Annotated in this window: 13 protein-coding genes and 3 pseudogenes; 8 read left to right on the plus strand and 8 right to left on the minus strand. The window is 60.4% G+C overall.

What is annotated here, in order from left to right; all coding sequences use genetic code 11:
- The first annotated feature begins 5 nt into the window (after positions 1-5).
- Together C7G61_RS11555 and C7G61_RS11560 are read left to right on the plus strand one after the other, a co-directional pair.
- Positions 6-1,166, plus strand: a complete 1,161-nt coding sequence (locus C7G61_RS11555) for a tetratricopeptide repeat protein (protein WP_108514222.1) — start codon at positions 6-8, stop codon at positions 1,164-1,166.
- A gap of 38 nt (positions 1,167-1,204) precedes the next feature.
- Complete coding sequence (locus C7G61_RS11560; protein ID WP_108514223.1) at positions 1,205-1,999, plus strand: inositol monophosphatase family protein; 795 nt, start codon at positions 1,205-1,207, stop codon at positions 1,997-1,999.
- Positions 2,000-2,200: 201 nt separating this feature from the next.
- Here the strand turns inward: C7G61_RS11560 and C7G61_RS11565 are convergent.
- Positions 2,201-2,347: pseudogene (locus C7G61_RS11565) on the minus strand (transposase); the annotation flags it as partial.
- A 52-nt stretch (positions 2,348-2,399) separates the two neighbouring features.
- Between C7G61_RS11565 and C7G61_RS11570 the strand changes: the two are divergent.
- A complete protein-coding gene (locus C7G61_RS11570; RefSeq protein WP_108514224.1) occupies positions 2,400-2,936 on the plus strand; it encodes a DinB family protein in 537 nt (178 codons plus the stop codon).
- Between the two features lie 245 nt (positions 2,937-3,181).
- Positions 3,182-3,463, plus strand: coding sequence for a transglycosylase (locus C7G61_RS11575; protein WP_108514225.1), 282 nt, complete (start codon positions 3,182-3,184; stop codon positions 3,461-3,463).
- Positions 3,464-4,541: 1,078 nt separating this feature from the next.
- On the opposite strand, the gene C7G61_RS11585 is transcribed toward C7G61_RS11575, so the two are convergent.
- From C7G61_RS11585 to C7G61_RS11595, 3 genes are all read right to left on the minus strand, one after another.
- Entirely contained in the window at positions 4,542-5,264 is a 723-nt protein-coding gene (locus tag C7G61_RS11585) for a metallophosphoesterase family protein (RefSeq protein WP_108514227.1), read from the minus strand.
- Positions 5,254-6,048, minus strand: coding sequence for a hypothetical protein (locus tag C7G61_RS11590; protein WP_190241772.1), 795 nt, complete (start codon positions 6,046-6,048; stop codon positions 5,254-5,256). The genes C7G61_RS11585 and C7G61_RS11590 overlap by 11 nt, the downstream gene beginning before the upstream one ends.
- Before the next feature lie 287 nt (positions 6,049-6,335).
- Positions 6,336-6,542 (minus strand): hypothetical protein, encoded by a 207-nt coding sequence (locus C7G61_RS11595; protein ID WP_108514228.1) that lies wholly within the window; start codon positions 6,540-6,542, stop codon positions 6,336-6,338.
- 156 nt (positions 6,543-6,698) lie between these two features.
- On the opposite strand from C7G61_RS11595, the gene C7G61_RS11600 reads away from it, so the two are divergent.
- Positions 6,699-6,899 carry a transporter associated domain-containing protein gene (locus C7G61_RS11600; RefSeq protein ID WP_274542270.1) on the plus strand — a complete coding sequence of 67 codons (201 nt, stop codon included), beginning with the start codon at positions 6,699-6,701 and terminating at the stop codon, positions 6,897-6,899.
- Positions 6,900-7,286: 387 nt separating this feature from the next.
- Here C7G61_RS11600 and C7G61_RS43870 read toward each other — a convergent pair whose 3' ends face one another.
- A complete protein-coding gene (locus C7G61_RS43870) occupies positions 7,287-7,475 on the minus strand; it encodes a hypothetical protein (protein WP_145963597.1) in 189 nt (62 codons plus the stop codon).
- 140 nt (positions 7,476-7,615) lie between these two features.
- Between C7G61_RS43870 and C7G61_RS11610 the strand changes: the two are divergent.
- Positions 7,616-9,054, plus strand: a pseudogene (locus C7G61_RS11610) (IS1182 family transposase).
- A gap of 128 nt (positions 9,055-9,182) precedes the next feature.
- Here the strand turns inward: C7G61_RS11610 and C7G61_RS11615 are convergent.
- Entirely contained in the window at positions 9,183-9,671 is a 489-nt protein-coding gene (locus tag C7G61_RS11615; protein ID WP_108514231.1) for a hypothetical protein, read from the minus strand.
- Positions 9,672-9,947: 276 nt separating this feature from the next.
- Between C7G61_RS11615 and C7G61_RS11620 the strand changes: the two genes are divergently transcribed.
- Entirely contained in the window at positions 9,948-10,961 is a 1,014-nt protein-coding gene (locus tag C7G61_RS11620) for an alpha/beta hydrolase family protein (protein WP_244608259.1), read from the plus strand.
- Between the two features lie 317 nt (positions 10,962-11,278).
- Positions 11,279-12,259 (plus strand): annotated as a pseudogene (locus tag C7G61_RS11625) (phosphotransferase enzyme family protein); the annotation flags it as partial.
- Positions 12,260-12,658: 399 nt separating this feature from the next.
- Here C7G61_RS11625 and C7G61_RS11630 read toward each other — a convergent pair.
- Both C7G61_RS11630 and C7G61_RS11640 read right to left on the minus strand, forming a co-directional pair.
- Positions 12,659-13,066 carry a hypothetical protein gene (locus C7G61_RS11630; RefSeq protein ID WP_108514233.1) on the minus strand — a complete coding sequence of 136 codons (408 nt, stop codon included), beginning with the start codon at positions 13,064-13,066 and terminating at the stop codon, positions 12,659-12,661.
- Between the two features lie 1,095 nt (positions 13,067-14,161).
- Complete coding sequence (locus tag C7G61_RS11640) at positions 14,162-17,317, minus strand: multidrug efflux RND transporter permease subunit (RefSeq protein WP_108514235.1); 3,156 nt, start codon at positions 17,315-17,317, stop codon at positions 14,162-14,164.
- Positions 17,318-17,325: the final 8 nt, after the last annotated feature.

Raw genomic sequence — 17,325 nt, forward strand, 5'->3', positions numbered from 1 at the left:
GGACCATGAAACTCCTGCGACCCATATCGCTGCTTGCGGGCCTCTTGATGACGACGACCGGCGCCACCGCGCAGATCTCGCTGACGCCGCCTGCCGCGCAGCCGCCTGCGAGCGCCGCGAAAAAGGAGGCGCCCAAGCCCAATGCTCCGACGGCTGCGAAAAAGCCTGCTGCGACACCGACGCCGACGCCGTCGGCGCCGCTCAAGCCTGCGGTAACGACCAAGCCCGCAGCAACGCCTGTGCCCTCGCCCTCGCCGACGGCCGCTTTCGAGGACCCGAACGTCGACAGCGTCTACGGCGCCTACCAGCGCGGCCTCTACAAGACGGCCTTCGACCTCGCGACCACGCGTGCGCAATATAACGGCGACGCCAAGGCGATGACGATGCTGGGCGAACTCTATGCCAACGGGCTCGGCATCAAGCGCAACTATGCGAAGGCCGCCGAGTGGTACCAGCGCGCGGCGGACGCCGGCGACCGCGAGGGCATGTTCGCACTCGCCATGATGCGGCTGGCGGGCCGCGGCGGCCCCACCAATCGCGAACAGGCGGTCAAGCTATTGGCGTCCGCGGCCAAGCTCGGCAACCCCAAGGCGGCCTACAATCTGGCGCTGCTCTATCTCGACGGCAATACGCTGCCGCAGGACGCCCGGCGCGCCGCCGAGCTGCTGCGCGTCGCAGCCGACGCCGGCAACCCGGAAGCGCAATACGCGCTGGCGACCTTCTACAAGGAGGGCACCGGCGTGCCGAAGGACATCGAGCGGGCGGTGCGGCTGCTGCAGGCGGCTGCGCTGGCCGACAATGTCGATGCCGAGGTCGAATACGCCATCGCGCTGTTCAACGGCACCGGCACGCCGAAGAACCAGCCGGCCGCGGTCGCGCTCTTGCGCAAAGCCGCCCGGCAAAACAGCCCGGTCGCGCAAAACCGGCTGGCCTGGCTGCTGATCTACGGCGTAGGCACCCCCCCGGACAAGGTCGAGGGCTTCAAATGGCATCTCGTCGCCAAGACTGCCGGCAAGGGCGACCCCAAGCTGGACGAATTGCTTGCCGAGCTCAGCCCCGAGGATCGCGCCAAGGCCGAGGCGGCGGCGCGCAAATGGACCGGAACCGCCGACAAATCACGCCTTGACGGCGGCACATCAGCAGGGCACCCAGTCCCTAAACCCTGACGGCATTGCGCCGTTCCCTCACACCATAAGCTCACATCATGCTCTACTCAGCCCTCATCAACGTCATGGTGAAAGCCGCGCGCCGCGCCGGCCGCAGCCTCAAGCGCGACCTCGGCGAGATCGAGCATCTGCAGGTGTCGCTGAAGGGGCCGGCGAACTTCGTCACCAAGGCCGACAAGCGCGCCGAGGAAATACTGTACGAGGACCTCGCCAAGGCGCGGCCGGGCTACGGCTTCATCGGCGAGGAAGGCGGCAGCCGCGAAGGCGCCGACAAGACCCACACCTGGATCGTCGATCCCCTGGACGGCACCACCAACTTCCTGCACGGCATCCCGCAATTTGCGATCTCGATCGGCTTGCGCCGTGAAGACACCATCATTGCCGGCGTGATCTACAACCCCGCCAATGACGAGCTCTACATCGCCGAACGCGGCAAGGGCGCGTTCCTCAACGACCAGCGCCTGCGCGTCGCCGGCCGCCGCAGGCTCGATGAATGCGTGGTCGCCTGCGGCCTGCCGCATATCGGCCGCGGCGACCACCAACTGGCACTGAACGAAATGGCCGCGCTGCAGAACAAGGTCGCCGGCTTCCGCCGCTTCGGCGCCGCCTCCCTCGACCTCGCCTTCGTCGCCGCCGGCCGCCTCGACGGCTACTGGGAACGCAATCTCTCGCCTTGGGATATCGCGGCGGGGCAGATCATGGTGCGGGAAGCGGGCGGGACGGTGACGGGCATCGAGGGCAAGGATGATGCGCTGAAGACGGGGAATGTGTTGTGCGGGAATGAGTACGTGCACGGGGAACTGGTGAAGATACTCGGGCCGCTGGGAAAATAGGGCGACGGTTCCAGGCCACGCCCCGTCGCATCATCCGCGATCGGGTGAGGCAGCCTTCCGGAGGCGGCGGAAGGACACGGAGGAGCCTTAGCGCTCCCAGCCAAAATATTGAAAACAACCCCATGCACAGTAGCCGGTACTCGTCGAGTGCCGAAACAGACATTTGACACGTCGGGCAAATCAGCGCGACAAGACCATCATCCACCGAAGGTCGCGATTGTAACAAGTCGTGCGGGGACCATAGGTCGCCGGCAGGTCGCGCCATGGCGCACCTGAACCCAGGACCCAAAAGATGCCATCGCGCACGCGGCGGTCATCTACTCGCCGAACGCCGCGGTGACATTCCATGCCAGGCAGCGTAACCTTGCATTTCTGAGGTGTGTACCTTTGGAGGCGATGCATGAAGCCGCACCTTGAGCAGTTCGCATCCTACAATCGTTGGGCCAACGCACGCCTCTATGAGGCAGCGCTGGCGATCGACGAAGCCGACTATCAGCGCGACGTTGGCGCGTTCTTCAAGAGCTTGCACGGAACGCTCAATCACCTCCTGCTGACCGATCGCATCTGGATGAAGCGCCTGACCGGCGAGGGCCAACATCCCAATCGGCTCAACTCCATCCTCCACGAAGATCGGTATGACCTCGCATTGGCCCGTGCTGACGAGGACGACCGGATCGCGAGCTTCGTTTATTCGCTCGATGAGGCGGCAATTTCCGGGACTCTCACGTATGTAACGACATCCGGGAAGTCGTTCGAGCAGTCCAGAGCGGCAATCCTTGCGCACCTATTTAACCACCAGACCCATCATCGTGGTCAGGCTCACACGATCCTTTCGATTTGTACTGGTCGGGAACCGCCGTCACTGGATTTGGTCGGAATGCAGAGAGGAGTGCCAGCGCCAGATCTTCGTTCCCTCGCAAACCGTGGGACTTCGTGACGGTCAAAGCCAGCATTCGGGAGCCAGCGGCAGCTCCTGGCACTTTTGCGAAGTGCCAACCGACGCGGAGAGTGTCTGCTTATCGGGGTAGACGGGAAGTGGTCGGCCTAAATTCTCGGGTCGCTGATTTCACGACATATTGGTCGACTTCTCTCCCGTAAAGGCGCACCGTTCCTGTGACGGTTGAACTGAAGCGTCCCAACGTTTGCGCAAACTTATCTAAACCACACTCAAGGCGGCCTAACATGCGCGCCCCAGACCCCGTCGTAACGTTTATTGTAGTTCTCGTAATCGGCCTTGCCGCTGGCTTTCTGTTCGACCGGCTTGCGGGGCCGTCATGGCTTGCTCGTCAGTTCTCCGGATCAACCCGCGGCATCGTCACAAGCGCATTGGTGGGTACGGCTGGCGCGTTGATTGGCTATCACATCGCGGTGCTTCTCGCGCTCGGCGGCGGGATAGTGACGTCGGCAATTGCAGCGGCGCTCGGAGCGACTGTGGTGCTGTTCGCTTGGCGGATGACGAAATAGTAAAAATATTTCTGCTCGTGGTACTTTCGAGACATGCCGACCGACGCGGAACGCCCTCGATATAGGCGCCGGTGCGCTGCGTGAGCGGCACCGCCGTTTCGAGCATGGATTGCATGGCCGGGGTGTTTTGGGTTGGTACCAAAATCGTCTTCATCGTCAGCCCCGCTCGTTGCAAATGAACGAAAGTCCCACGCAGCCAAGACGGCACTGACGTTCGACAGGCTAAGATCTTCGAGGCAAGACCGCCAAGACTTCGGCCTAAGGTTCCGTCGGCGTTGCTTGTGACCCCAGCGGAGGTGATCGAATAAACGGGAGTGATGTCGCTTTTTGGCCGACTCGAGAGCGCCGCACTGCAGCATTTCGCTCCCGCAAACCGACCGTCCCCTCGCGGCTTTTGATGATCAGGGCTATTCTTTCTCTCCGATCGTGGTTTCGGCGAAGCGCGTGAATGGCAAGAAATGAGCCGCACAGCTTTCGTTTGGTGATCAAATGGCGCACAGCGGTCAAAAGGGCTTCGGCATGACCAAGCACGGCCGATCAGGGCACGCGACCCGATCGCCGCGTTTCCGCTTCCTGCAGAAGATCGAAGCACAAAAGAACGATCGCAGGGACCGCTCTCGGATCAAGGACCCGAAACAGTCCGTCGAAGAGCTATTCCATCCCCGGAAGCCAACATGAACCTGACGAACTAGCTAAGTCCGGGTCTATGTCGGTTGCTGGAGGAAAAACGGGCTACGTTTGCGCTGTTAGAGACTTCCGAGTCTGCCCCGAAGGTCGACCTGCTGTGCTGTTGTGGGCAACACTCGGAATCGCCTCCCCGTTCATGCGCTCGCGGGGCCGTAATTCGCTTCGACGCTCCGGGAGTCCTTCGGCTGACTGTGAGTGCTCCTCCTTCCCACCGCCGCTCCACCATTAACACTGGTCTGACGCAGCTCTGGCCTCGCAGGATGCAAAGTACTCTTCGGATTGCGACCGAAGGCCTGCTCGGCCTGGCGCGAATCCGAAAGTACGCGTGGACTTGGGTGACTGCCCAGAGACGACTCGCTCGATGCCAGAGGCTTTCAGGTGACTCCCACCGTCAGACGGAAATGAGCGCATAGGGTAACCCTGAAGGCTTCTGCACGCCCATGGCGACGTTGTACACCCGCGCTCCGGCGGGCGTGCGGCCCTCATACTTCCCGCGATGCGCATGACCATGCACGACGGCGCATACTTTGAAGCGGTCAATGGTCTCTGCAAGGCGCGAGCACCCGAGGAAGGGATAAATTTCGAGAGGTTCACCCTCCACCGTGTCGACAATCGGGGCATAGTGAAGGACCACGACGGCGCGCCGGCTGTTCACCGTGCGCATGATGTTCTCCAGCCGCATCGCTTCATTCATCGCTTCGGCAACAAACGTCTTGATCGCCGGCTCGCCGAAAGAGCTTAGCATTCGTGGACCAAATCCGCCGACAAAGCCCTTCACGCCAATAAATGCCACGCCATTAACTTCGGCTGCCTGGCCATCGAGCAGGTGTACGCCCGCGTCACAAAGGATTCGCTTCACCTCGTCGGCATGTCCCGACTCGTAATCGTGGTTCCCAAGGACGCCGATTACCGGGACAGAGCAGACACGCAGCTCTTTAGCGAGGATTTCCGCCTGTGCCGGAGTTCCGGTATCGGTGAGGTCGCCGCAAAGGACCAGGGCGCCGGCACTCTTCGAGATTGCTTGAAACAATTCGCGAAGCGAGCCCGACTGCCCATCCTTCACATGAAGATCGCCGATGCTTGCAAATGTGAATGAACTTGCATCATCGGTCATTGCCGCACTCGTCTTCGACGTTCAGGAAGCCCCATTTCTCGGTCGCACTTCGGTAATCGGAGCTGGAAAGCAACCGACCGCGGCAGAGTTTCGTCGCCGGTGGCGGACCTTCCCGCTGCCGACTCAATCGTTCAAGAAGATCGTCAAGCAGCCAATCTGGAATGGCATCTCGCTCACTCGGATAGATCCAACGAAACATGAGCAGATGACAAAGCAGTATCTCCCAATGTGGGTTCATGTACATGATCAGGCGCTGCCAATCGATTGCCTCTCGCTGCTTAAGAATGAGATGGACGATATCGACGCCATCATGACGGTTCCGCTTCTGGATAAACGCCTTGGTCCAGATCAGCTCGGTGGGGTTGATCACAGGCACGCAATGCCCGAGCACTTGAGCCTGTGCTGCATACTGAAACCACTCTTCCTGAACCGGCACGGCGCCATTGCTGGAACCAAAGATGACGTCAACGAAATCGCGACCGCAGTGAACTTTTCCCAGCCAACTCTCATCCGCCGATACCCGATTGTTCCGCTGTAGGTGAGAGAGCAGGCGAGGGAATTCCGCGGCAGTCGTAAAAATGTCCAGGTCCTTTGTCGGGCACCGCGCGTGGGTATAAAGATTTACGGCGTACCCGCCTCCGATCATGAACGGAAGGTCCGATTCGAGGAGATCCCTCAGGACACTTGAATAGAACTGCTCCGTATGGGTAAGCGACGCGAGCTTGAACGCATCGACATCTGTCGAACATTCCGTACCCGGCGCTGGGCGATCTCGCGCGTGCACTGATCACTCCCATTTGGTCCTGAATACTAATCGGCGCGCATCGTGGAAGTTCCTTTGAGTTCCGAGTTGAACGACTCGGCGCGAACGGCCGGGCGCGTGCGAAAGAGCAGGACAAACGCTTCCTAGCGACGCGCGCTCGCGACGAAAGGTGGCGGATGTCCTTCAAATTCGTCTCGAGAGGCAAACGGTCACGCACTGCGAGCGCGCTTCAACATTGCAATAACAGCGGCGATGACCTGGCGCGATCACTCTCAAAACGAACGGTCGCCGCAATCATTCCGATAGTCTCATCCAGGCGGCTGCAACCCCGGCGAAGTCAGCCATTCGTCGATATGAGCGGCATCGCGCGCCTTCTTCAAAAGAAAGTCTCGATCCTCTAAAAGAAGATCTCGATCCTCTCCCGGCGGCAGACGCTCGGCTTGCCTTCTGACCTGCTCGGCTTCTCGGAGAAGGCTCTCTTCAATCGAGGTCGAGGGCCTGCTACGGTGCTTCATGAGGGGCCTCCGTCGTTTCGGTTCCCCGCCCGAGGCCCATTGATAACCCCGCTGACCAGGGCCGGGTTCCCTCTCCGCACGGTAGGAGCATCATGTTGATCGGCATGCTATCGGGCGCTTTCCCAGGCGCTACGTGCCTGCGCTCGAATTGCAGAATTGAACGGGATTTCCCTTCCTCCATCGCGGTCCTATCAGACCAGACCTTTGCTGGGTTTTTTGCTTCAGGAGTTCGGTACCATCCCTACCATTGGCGATAGAATTGATGTTAAGGGATGGCGATTCGAAATCGTCGACCTCGACGGCAGGCGCATAGACAAGGTTTTGGTCAGCTGGCTTGGAGCCTCAATAAATGCTTGATAGCTGCTCCTGGCACCTTGAGACATGTCCGCCTATCCTGAGAATGTCCGTTCGCCGGGGTAGACCGGAAGTCGCCGTCATCCGGTCTAACCGACGCGATTGACTCCAAACGGACATCCGACCAGAGACGCCCCGCAACGCTAGGTCTGGAAATGTTCGTCTTTCTGCTAATTCGTTCGCGGACTTGCAGCGACTAGGTAGAGCCCGACCACCAGACAAATGATGGCGGTCACGAGAAGGCCAGCCAAGACCTTCTCTGAACCAAAGGATAGACTGACGGTGTACATGTGGTCCTTCCACACGATCCATCCGGCCACGACGAGCACCACGGGCAATACCCCTAAGACGAGAAGCGCTATCCCGATTGGCCTCTGCATTTGCGATGTCCTAGTTTTTGCCCGGCTCCGGGATGATGCCCATTTCGCTGAGCATTCCCTTCCATCCGCAGTTCGGACACTGAACAGCAGCTCTTTCATCATCGTGAGCATTTGCGCCTTCCTGATAATCAAAACCAGGGCTTCGGCATTTCGGGCAACAACCCACGCCAATTCGTTTGACGATCTTTTCCCAAGCCATTTCGTTCATTCCAGCCCAAGGCGACCTCTTTCCTATCAGGCCAAGCCCGCGATGTCGCCTCCTGACCCTGGCTGTGTGAAAACGCTGCACTTGATGTGATTCGTGCGATATGATTCCCGCACGATTTGCGGGGGGCTCGGATGAAGCGCTTCATTGAGGGTGCGGATCGTGGGCAGAGCATGCTGTTTCCTGAATGCGTGGAAGACTGGATCGGCGAGGACAATCCAGTTCGCGTCATCGACGTCCTCGTCGACGGCCTCGATCTGGCCGAGCTTGGGTTCGGCGGGGTCGATCCCGAGGCAACCGGCCGGCCGTCGTACCACCCCTCGATTCTCCTCAAGCTGTACATCTACGGCTATCTGAACCAGGTGCAGTCGAGCCGGCGGCTCGAACGAGAAGCCGGACGCAATGTCGAGGTCATGTGGCTGCTGGGTCGGCTTGCGCCTGATCACAAAACGATCGCGGACTTCCGCAAAGACAATGGCCTGCGCTTCGCAAGGTATGTGCGCGCTTCGTCGAACTCTGTCGTGAGATGGGTCTTCTCGCGACGACGAGCGTTGCCATCGATGGCAGCAAGTTCAAAGCCGTGAATAACCGGGACAAGAACTTCACACGGGCGAAGGTGGAACGGCGGCGGGCCCAACTTGAGGAGAGCGTCGCGCGCTATCTGAGCCAACTTGACACGGCCGACCGGCAGGAGCCGACGGAGGCGCTGGCCGCGAAGGTGACAAGACTTACCGAGAAGCTCACAAAACTGAAGGAGGAGATGGGCAAGCTTGCCGTCTACGAGAGGCAGATGCTTGCGTCACCTGACCAGCAAATCTCGCTGACCGATCCTGACAGCCGTTCGATGGCGACGAGCGGCCGCGGCTCCGGCGTCGTCGGCTACAACGTGCAGGTCGCCGTGGATACCAAGCACCACCTGATTGTGACGCATGAGGTAACGAACAGCGGTTCAGATCGGGCTCAATTGGCGAGTGTGGCCAAGCAGGCGAAGGCCGTTCTACAGACCGAGACGCTCGAGGCTGTTGCCGATCGCGGCTACTTCAGCAGCGTGGAGATCCTCGCCTGCCACGAGGCCGGCATCACAGTAACTCTGCCCAAGCCGCAGACGTCTGGCGCCAAATCGGATGGGCGTTTCGGCAAGCAGGACTTTGTCTATTTGCCGGAGGAGGACGCCTATCGCTGTCCGGCTGGAGAGCAACTGCCATATCGCTTCACAAGCGAGGAAGATGGCAAGCGGATAAGACGTTACTGGACCAACGCTTGTCAAAATTGTTCGCTCAAGTCCCAGTGCACGACAGGGCCAGAGCGGCGGATTCCACGATGGGAGCATGAGCACCTGCTCGACGCCGTGCAGCAGCGCCTTGATGCGAACCCGCTCGCCATGCGCCAGCGTCGCGAGACGGTCGAGCATCCGTTCGGCACGATGAAGGCCCGCATGGGGGCGACACACTTCCTCACCAAAACGCTTCCAAAAGTAGCTGCCGAGATGGCTCTCTCGGTCCTGGCCTATAATCTGACGCGGGTCATGAACATCGTCGGGACCAAGCCGCTGATGGCTGCGGTCGCGGCCTGAGACCGAACGAGTCCTGGCTTCTCACCAACTTCCCTGGAAGAGCGTTTTTACACGACCAAGACCCAACGCGGAAGTCAGGCGCCTTCCGTCTTCATTGGCCACCGACGCGCGGAAACTTGTTGGCGCTCTTACTCGGGGCAGCCATTGGACAGGCGGATGTTCTGAAGGCGAACGTTGTTCTGGCCTGGGATTAGAACAACCCGCTCGACTTCGAGAAGCTTGGCGTCGCGAAGGCTGAAGAGAAAGCGGACGCCCAGATGCGCCGGCAAGCCCTCTGGAGATGGCGAGTCGCGGAACTGAACTCCGATATAATGCGGCACTATCGACTCGTCATGATACCAGGAGCCTGTGATAAAAAGGCTGCGAAAGGAGCCACTCGAAACCAGCCTTAGTAAGCATGGTTGAACGCGGGTTTCCCCTCCAGAGGACAGGAAGTTCAGTTGCTGCAAGGTCCCCGCATCGGCTTCTGAGAAGGCAACGTGTAGGCGCGTTGTCTGATAGGCCGACGGAAGCTCCGGGATGACGCCATCCGCGTGGACGGAAAGGATACGATCCTGGTGCGCAAATGCCGCGGTGGCGATCACCATAAAAGCGACAAGAAGCGTGGTGCGTTTCATTGGCTTGACATTCGATCACAGTTGCTGCGGCACGCGGGTTCGTCCGCGGCGCAATGCGGACTGCCTCTAGCACGAGACGTCTTATTTTGACGATCTCAGAGTCCGGAAATGGCACTTTTCGGAAGTGGTGGTCCCGATGCGTGATGTCCGCAGTTGGGTGAAGACCGGAAGTAGTCGGCCGACGACCAAGATGACGCGATTGACCCACTTCAGACATTGGCTTTGGGCAGCCGAAAACTCGACACAATTCTATCGTCGGTGGGTTGATCAATTCTCTTGGCTGAATTTTTGGGGGCGGTTTTGGTGCTCAAAAAGTATTTTGCTTTTGCCTTGGTCCTTTGTTGTTTGGTCTCTCCTGCCGAGGCAGCAGGCATCCAGCTTATCGACTCAGGCCCCGGCTTGGCTGGCGCTATTTGGTATCCATGCGTAGGTGAACCGAAAGATGTAGCACTCGGCAAACTTGCGCCTCCCGTCGATATCGCTTTACCTGGCGTAAAGAATTGTCCCGTCGTTGGGGCGAAGTTGCCGCTTGTTATTTTCTCTCACGGTCGGGGCGGTTGGTTCGGCGGTCACAATGATACTGCAGAGGCGTTGGCCAACGCTGGCTTTGTAGTCGCAGCCGTCAATCATCCCGGCGACAGCGGTAGCGATTCTTCGCAGCGAGACAGCTTGTCCGTCCTGGCGTCACGTCCGGCGGATATGATCCGCTTGCTCGATTTCATGTTGAGTAGCTGGAAGGACCGAGCCGCCATCGATCCCGCCAAAGTCGGTTTCTTCGGCTTCTCCGCCGGTGCCTATACAGGCCTGGTGTTGGCGGGAGGAAATCCGGATTTCCGCAGGATAGCGCCTCTCTGTACGGAGTCGAACAAATCGAGAGGTTGCGAACAGTTTCGCAACAACGACATTCCATCCAACCTGCCGCATGAGCCCCGAATCCGGTCCGCTGTGCTTGCCGATACCGCAGTGAACTTTGCATTTACAAAGGAAGGCTTGGCCGGGGTCCAAATCCCGCTGCTGATCTGGCGATCTGAGTTGGGAGGTGGAGGCGTGGACCCGAAAAATTCGCTACTCACCGCCAACAATCTTCCGGGCAAACCAGACATTCGCACCGTGCCGGCCAATCACTTTGCCTTCCTGCCACCGTGCCCACCGCAACTCGCAACGGCGGTGCCGCGCATCTGCACCGACCTGCCCGCTGGCTTCGATAGAGCGGCCTTTCATCGCGATTTCAACGCGAGCGTTGTGACGTTTTTTCGGGATAGTTTGGCTAGTGATGGCGCAGCTCGCTAACTTTGTGGGATTGCTGGAATGACCGCTGTTGGCACCTTTGAGACATGCCCGCCTGTCATGAGAATGTCCTTTCACCGGGGTGGACCGGAAGTCGGGTTAAATCGACGCGATTGACCCAAAAAATGCGACGTCACGCAGCACTTAGGCGGATCGCTTCCAAGCGTCGACAGGCCGACACCAGAATGGTATAAGCCCGGCTTCCATCTAGGATTTCCCGATGTTGATCAGGATTATTTCCGAGTTCTGAGCCGATAACGCGCCGCCGGTCCATCGCAGGATGGACTCGACGAGTACATTCACGGCACGGAGCGATCCAGATGGCTTCATCATCTCTTCCGGTTCTCTATTCAACGCCGCGCGCAGAGGCGGTGGCGGATTTTGTCTCAATGCACTACGACTTGCCCGGCTCGATTGCGTGCAAGCTGTTGCGCCGCGGCTTCAACGACACCTTCGAGGTTCGGACCAAGAACGGCGAGCGTTTCATTTTTCGCATCTCAACGCGACGCGCGCGCGGTGACGCCGACGTTGCCTCGGAAACCGCGTTTCTCGCTCATCTGGACAGCCAGGGCATTCCCGTGGCTGCCGCCATTCCGATGCGTGACGGATCGCTTTTTACGTCGGCATTTTTTCCGGAAGGTCAGCGTCCCGCTGTCCTGTTCCGCTATGCAGAAGGACGCCCGTCTCAGGCAGGAAGTTCCGCCGCCGACGCAAGAGCAAACGGGGTGACCCTGGCGCGGATTCATGATGTCGCCGGCAGCTTCGCCTCAGGCGACGAGGGCCGCTACCGGCTCGACATTGACCATCTGCTGCACAGACCCTTATCCGCCATATTGGCGCTTGAGGATCTCAGCGATTCCGTGCGCACAGGGTTGGTCGATTTGACTGGGCGATTGTCAGCTGGGTTCGCGGAACGGGACGGACTTTCCTGGACGCGCTGCCACGGTGATTGCCACGGTTACAACGCCGTCGTTGCGCTGCAGGGACCCATGGCCGGCCAAGCGGTCTTCTTCGATTTCGACGATGGCGGTCCGGGATATCTGGCTTACGATGTCGCGGTATTTCTCTGGCGTTGTGTTACGTTCGGGCGAAAGCAACACGCATTCTGGCACGCCTTCATTGAAGGCTATCGCACGATACGCGAAGTGCCGCCTGCGGATCTTGAAGCCGTGCATCTTTTCGTTCCCATCCGTCACATCTGGCTTATGGGGGAGTATGCCAGTCGTATCCACGAATGGGGCAGGCAAGCCGCGGCCGCTGATTGGATCGCCGCACAGCTGGATTTCATGCTGTCGTGGGAAAGGAGAAACTGGCGCCAGGGCTGTTCTGAGCAAATCGGATTCTCTGGGGCAAAGGCCCCTATGTCGCTTGTTGGCACTTTTCAGACCTGCCGATCCTCGCAGCGAACGTCGGCTTTGAGGGGTAAAGCGGAAGTGGCGCGGGCGTCGCCAAACCGGCGCGAGGACGGAGAAGTCAGTGGAGCCGTTCTCGCCGGGTGTGAGGCCGTCGTGAAGGTCGTTAAACCTCATGAAGCGCGCAGCGAGTTCAACTTCAGTCGAGCGGCTAGCGCTTCGGCTTCCTTTTGGGTTCCTTCAGAAGCATCCGTTGCGCCCTCAACTCCGCACGTTTCTTTATCTCGGCCTTGATCTTAGCAATCAAGGTCTTCGCTTCAGGTGGGCGTACTTTGAGGGTTGAACCCACTAGCGCCTCGACGTTTTCGCTTTCTTTTTCTTCGCAACGTTCTTCTTCCCAACAGCCTTACGCCCGGCAGTTGCGGGTGAATGCTTGGCCGCCCTCTTTGATTTTTTAGCAGCGGATTTCTTTGCAGACTTCTTGGCGGTTTTCTTAGCCGCCTTTTCTGCGGCTGCTTTCTTCGGCGGCGTCTTCATCGATGCGCGTTTGACCCGGGCCTTCCGCTTCTTTGGAGCAACAGGGGGTATAGGCATCGCCGCCGCATCGGCGACTAACGGCACGTCCATTACGGTCATCTTCTCTTCTTCACCTGGCGTAGCGGCTGACTTCGCAGCGTCCGCTATCGAACTCGCCATATCCTTCACGGCCTCTGTCGCCTTCTCAATTCGAGACCTATCGCCCTCGTCGTCGTCCATGGCGCCCTCCCATGAGTCGGAAGGGCAATATAGCTCATTTGGCGCTCGCCGCATACGTGGCGGGCAACGTGCCCGACCATCCCATCGCTAATCTCATCCTGACGGAGGAGAACACGGCCAAGGCGGCCAGTGCGGCAAGGGCGCGCAACAACCCGCCCAGGAAATACTGACTGCCGCCAACGCCGGGGTACGCGCAGGGTCACGAGCTTGCCGCCGTCCGCCAACGCGATAGGCTCGTCAAACTTGCGGCTCCAGCCTGTTGAACGCTTCGACATCTCCCTCGCCCCCGGGCGCATACACGAACTACTTTTTTTGCTGATGTCGGAGAGCACGAGCAAAAAAGTCGCGAGCTATCGTGTCCAAGACCGCGGAGATTTGTTCGCCTGACTCCGGAGCCCTTTCGAGTCGTTCGGCCTCGCGAATGTAGTCTAACGACAATTCGCGCAAGCGCTGGACTTCGGAATCATCCGGCAAGGGAGCGATTTGAGCCAGCAAGTGTAGTGCGCGCGCACGCGCGCGTTCGCTTCTGGAGCCATCCATGATGGGCCTCCAAGATTGTTATCGTGAGCTTCTGATATTGAAGACCGCGGTTGCGGTCTGTTCTCCCCAGCCCGAACCATAACATTCGGCACACATTGGGAGGGCCGTTGAGCCCGGCTCGATTAAACTAAACGCGCTTCCTTGTGTCTGGTTCCCGACACTAGGGCTTCGCGCTGTGAGCCGCTTAAACGGCTGCCATCCCGATCAGCCGCGCGGTCAGGGCGCCGGCATCACAATTCGTTTTTCGTCACCGGATTGGGCTCTGGCGCACGGTCCCGAGTTAGCTGCTCGCCCGCGCCGAAGAGGTGATCGAATAGAGCTGTTGTTTTCTGCGGTGCATGAGTCCGTTCATGGCACATATCGTCGTTTCGCTGCTATGCAGCAGCACGTCGGGTATCGGGGCATAGCGGACGCCGGCGCGGTGTCAGCCCGGCAAATTTATGGCTTCATGGACTGGATGCATCGGCCGCCGCCTGCGCCAAGGCTTCTCGACGGCCCGAACCCGCAAGTCCCGGCGAGGTGCTGGCGTCGCGGGGTCACGGAGCATGACAACGTCTATCGCTTCACTGGCGCCGGCGGGCCGACCAACTCGGCTCCCGCGGTCTCCTCTACCTTCTCCCGGTCTCCCGCCAGCACGCGCTGCACGGAGACGAAGAACACCGGCACCATCAACAGCGCCAGGATCACCACCGCGATCATGCCGCCCATGACGCTGGTGCCGAGGGCCTGCTGGCTGGCGCCGCCGGCGCCGGTCGCGATCGCCATCGGCAGCACGCCGCAGACGAAGGCGAGACCCGTCATCAGGATCGGGCGGAAGCGCAAGCTGCACGCTTCGATCGTTGCCTCGACCAGCGGCTTGCCCTGCGCGCGCAGATCCTTGGCGAATTCGATGATGAGGATGGCGTCTTTTGCGGCCAGGCCGATGATGGTGATCAGGCCGACGGTGAAATAGACGTCGTTCGGCAGGCCGCGCATGGTGGCGGCAATCACCGCGCCGCAGATGCCGAGCGGCACCGTCAGCAGCACCGCGAGCGGAATGGTCCAGCTCTCATAGAGGGCGGCGAGCAAGAGGAACACCACCAGCACCGAGAGGCCGAGCAGGAACGGCGCCTGCGAACCCGACAGCTTTTCCTGCAGCGACTGCCCGGTCCATTCGAAACCGAAGCCGCGTGGCAGCTTGTTGGCCAGCCGCTCCATCTCGGCGATGGCGTTGCCGGACGTGAAGCCGGGCTTGGCTTCGCCGGAGATGCGCACGGCGGGATAGTAGTTGAAGCCCGCGATCTGGGTCGGCCCCCTCGACCACTGCACCGTGGCAAAGGCGGAGAACGGCACCAATTGCCCGCGACTGTTCTTGACGTTGTAGTTGAGGATGTCGTCGGCGTTCATGCGGCTGGCGCGGTCGGCCTGCACGATCACGCGCTGCATCCGGCCGCGGTTCGGGAAGTCGTTGATGTAGTTCGAGCCGAGATTGGTCGAAATCGTCTGGTTGATGTCCTCGAAGGTGACGCCGAACGCGCCTGCCTTTTCCCGGTCAATCATCAGATTGACCTGCGGCGCCGGCGGCAGGCCCTCGACATAGACCTTCTGCAGCACTGGGCTGGCATTGGCTTCGGTGATCAGCCGGTCCGCGGCGGCGACCAGCGCCGGATAGCCTTTCTGTCCGCGGTCCTGCAGGCGGAACGAGAAGCCCGAGGAATTGCCGAGATTGTCGATCGGCGGCGGCTGCAGCGCGGAAATTTTTGCGTCGCGGATCGAAGACAGCTCGCGGTTGACGTCGGCGACGATCGCCGCAGCGGAGTCCTTTTTGCCCCGCTCCGACCAGTCCTTCAGCGTGATAAAGGCCTGCGCGGTGTTCATGCCCTGGCCGAGGAAGCTGAAGCCGGTCAGGAACGTGACGTCCTCGACGCCGGCGCGCTCGCGGAGATATTTTTCGACCTGCTCGACCGCGGCCTCGGTACGGGCATAGGACGAGTCGGACGGCGTTTGCACGTCGGTGGTGATAAAACCTTGGTCGTCGACCGGCAGGAAGCCGCCGGGCAGCCGCACGAAGGCCCAGCCGAGGCCGATGAACAGCACCGCGTAGATCGCCATCAGCCGGCCGGTGCGCTTCAGCGATCCCTTGACGGTGCGCGTATAACCGCCGCGGCCGCTCTCGAGCACACGGTTGAACCAGCCGAATACGCCCTTCTTCGCATGACCATGGCCTGCTTCAACCGGCTTCAGCAGGGTCGCGCACAGCGCCGGCGTCAGCGAAAGCGCCAGCAGCGCGGAGAACGCGATGGCGGACACCATGGTGACCGAGAACTGGCGGTAGATGATGCCGACCGATCCCGGGAAGAACGCCATCGGCACGAACACCGCCATCAGCACCAGCGTGATGCCGATGATGGCGCTGGTGATCTGCGACATCGCCTTGCGGGTCGCTTCCTTCGGCGGCAGGCCCTCCTCCGCCATGATGCGCTCGACGTTCTCGACCACGACGATGGCGTCGTCGACGAGGATGCCGACCGCCAGCACCATGCCGAACATCGTCAGCATGTTGATGGAATAGCCGGCGGCCATCAGCATCGCGCAGGTGCCGAGCAGCGCCACCGGCACCACGATGGTGGGAATGATGGTGTAGCGGATGTTCTGCAGGAACAGGAACATCACGATGAAGACCAGCACCACCGCCTCGACCAGCGTCATCAGCACCTTGTTGATCGAGGCCTTGACGACGGGGGTGATGTTGTAGGGGATTTCGTAGCCGATATTGGTCGGGAAGAACTTTGACAGTTCTTTCATCTTGGCTTCGACGGCGCTGGCGGTCTGCAGCGCGTTGCCGGTCGGCGACAGCAGCACCGAAAGGCCCGCGGTCGGCTTGCCGTTCAGCCGCGTGTTGAACTGGTAGCTCAGGCCGCCGATCTCGATGCGGGCGACGTCGCGTAGCCGCACGGTCGATCCGTCCGGATTGGCGCGCAGCGTGATCGCGCCGAATTCGTCGGGCGAGGACAGCTGGCCCTTGACCAGCACCAGCGCGGAAATCTTCTGCTCCGGCGTGCTCGGCTCGGCGCCGACGCTGCCCGAGGCGACCTGCGCGTTCTGGGCTGTTATCGCCTTGTTGACGTCGTCGGCGGTGAGGCCGTAACCGACCAGCCTGGCCGGATCGACCCAGATCCGCAGGGAACGCTCGGTGGAATACAGCGTGGCGCGGCCGACGCCGGGAATGCGCCTGATTTCGCCGAGCACGTTGCGGATCATGAAATCGCCGAGACCAATTTCGTCGAGCGAGCCATCGGTGGAGTTCAGCGTGATGATCTGCAGCACGGCGGAGGAGGCTTCCTCGACCAGGATGCCCTGCTGGATCACCGCGCGAGGCAGCCGCGCCTCGACGCGCTTGAGGCGGTTCTGCACTTCGACCGAGGCCGCGCCGGTTTCGGTACCAGGCACGAAGTTGGCGATGATTTCGACCTGTCCCAGCGAGTCAGAGGTGGATTCGAAATTGAGGATGCCGGAGGCGCCATTGAGCTCCTCCTCGATCAGGCGCGTGACGCTGTTGTAGAGATTTTCGGGCGACGCACCGGGATAGCTGGTCGAGATCGAGATCGAGGGCGGCGCGATGATCGGATATTGCGCAACCGCGAGCAGCGGAATCGAAATCGCGCCGATCAAACAGATGAAAAGCGCAACCACCCAGGCGAAGATCGGCCTGTCAATGAAGAAGGAGGGCATATCCCGAT

Origin of the sequence: Bradyrhizobium algeriense, assembly GCF_003062295.1 — a bacterium.
GTDB classification, from domain to species: Bacteria; Pseudomonadota; Alphaproteobacteria; order Rhizobiales; family Xanthobacteraceae; genus Bradyrhizobium; species Bradyrhizobium algeriense.

Coding starts and splice junctions, on each gene's coding strand:
- C7G61_RS11555 (WP_108514222.1), top strand. CDS start 6: ATGAAACTCCTGCGACCCATATCGCTGCTTGCGGGCCTCTTGATGACG.
- C7G61_RS11560 (WP_108514223.1), top strand. CDS start 1,205: ATGCTCTACTCAGCCCTCATCAACGTCATGGTGAAAGCCGCGCGCCGC.
- C7G61_RS11570 (WP_108514224.1), top strand. CDS start 2,400: ATGAAGCCGCACCTTGAGCAGTTCGCATCCTACAATCGTTGGGCCAAC.
- C7G61_RS11575 (WP_108514225.1), top strand. CDS start 3,182: ATGCGCGCCCCAGACCCCGTCGTAACGTTTATTGTAGTTCTCGTAATC.
- C7G61_RS11585 (WP_108514227.1), bottom strand. CDS start 5,264: ATGACCGATGATGCAAGTTCATTCACATTTGCAAGCATCGGCGATCTT.
- C7G61_RS11595 (WP_108514228.1), bottom strand. CDS start 6,542: ATGAAGCACCGTAGCAGGCCCTCGACCTCGATTGAAGAGAGCCTTCTC.
- C7G61_RS43870 (WP_145963597.1), bottom strand. CDS start 7,475: ATGGCTTGGGAAAAGATCGTCAAACGAATTGGCGTGGGTTGTTGCCCG.
- C7G61_RS11615 (WP_108514231.1), bottom strand. CDS start 9,671: ATGAAACGCACCACGCTTCTTGTCGCTTTTATGGTGATCGCCACCGCG.
- C7G61_RS11630 (WP_108514233.1), bottom strand. CDS start 13,066: ATGGACGACGACGAGGGCGATAGGTCTCGAATTGAGAAGGCGACAGAG.
- C7G61_RS11640 (WP_108514235.1), bottom strand. CDS start 17,317: ATGCCCTCCTTCTTCATTGACAGGCCGATCTTCGCCTGGGTGGTTGCG.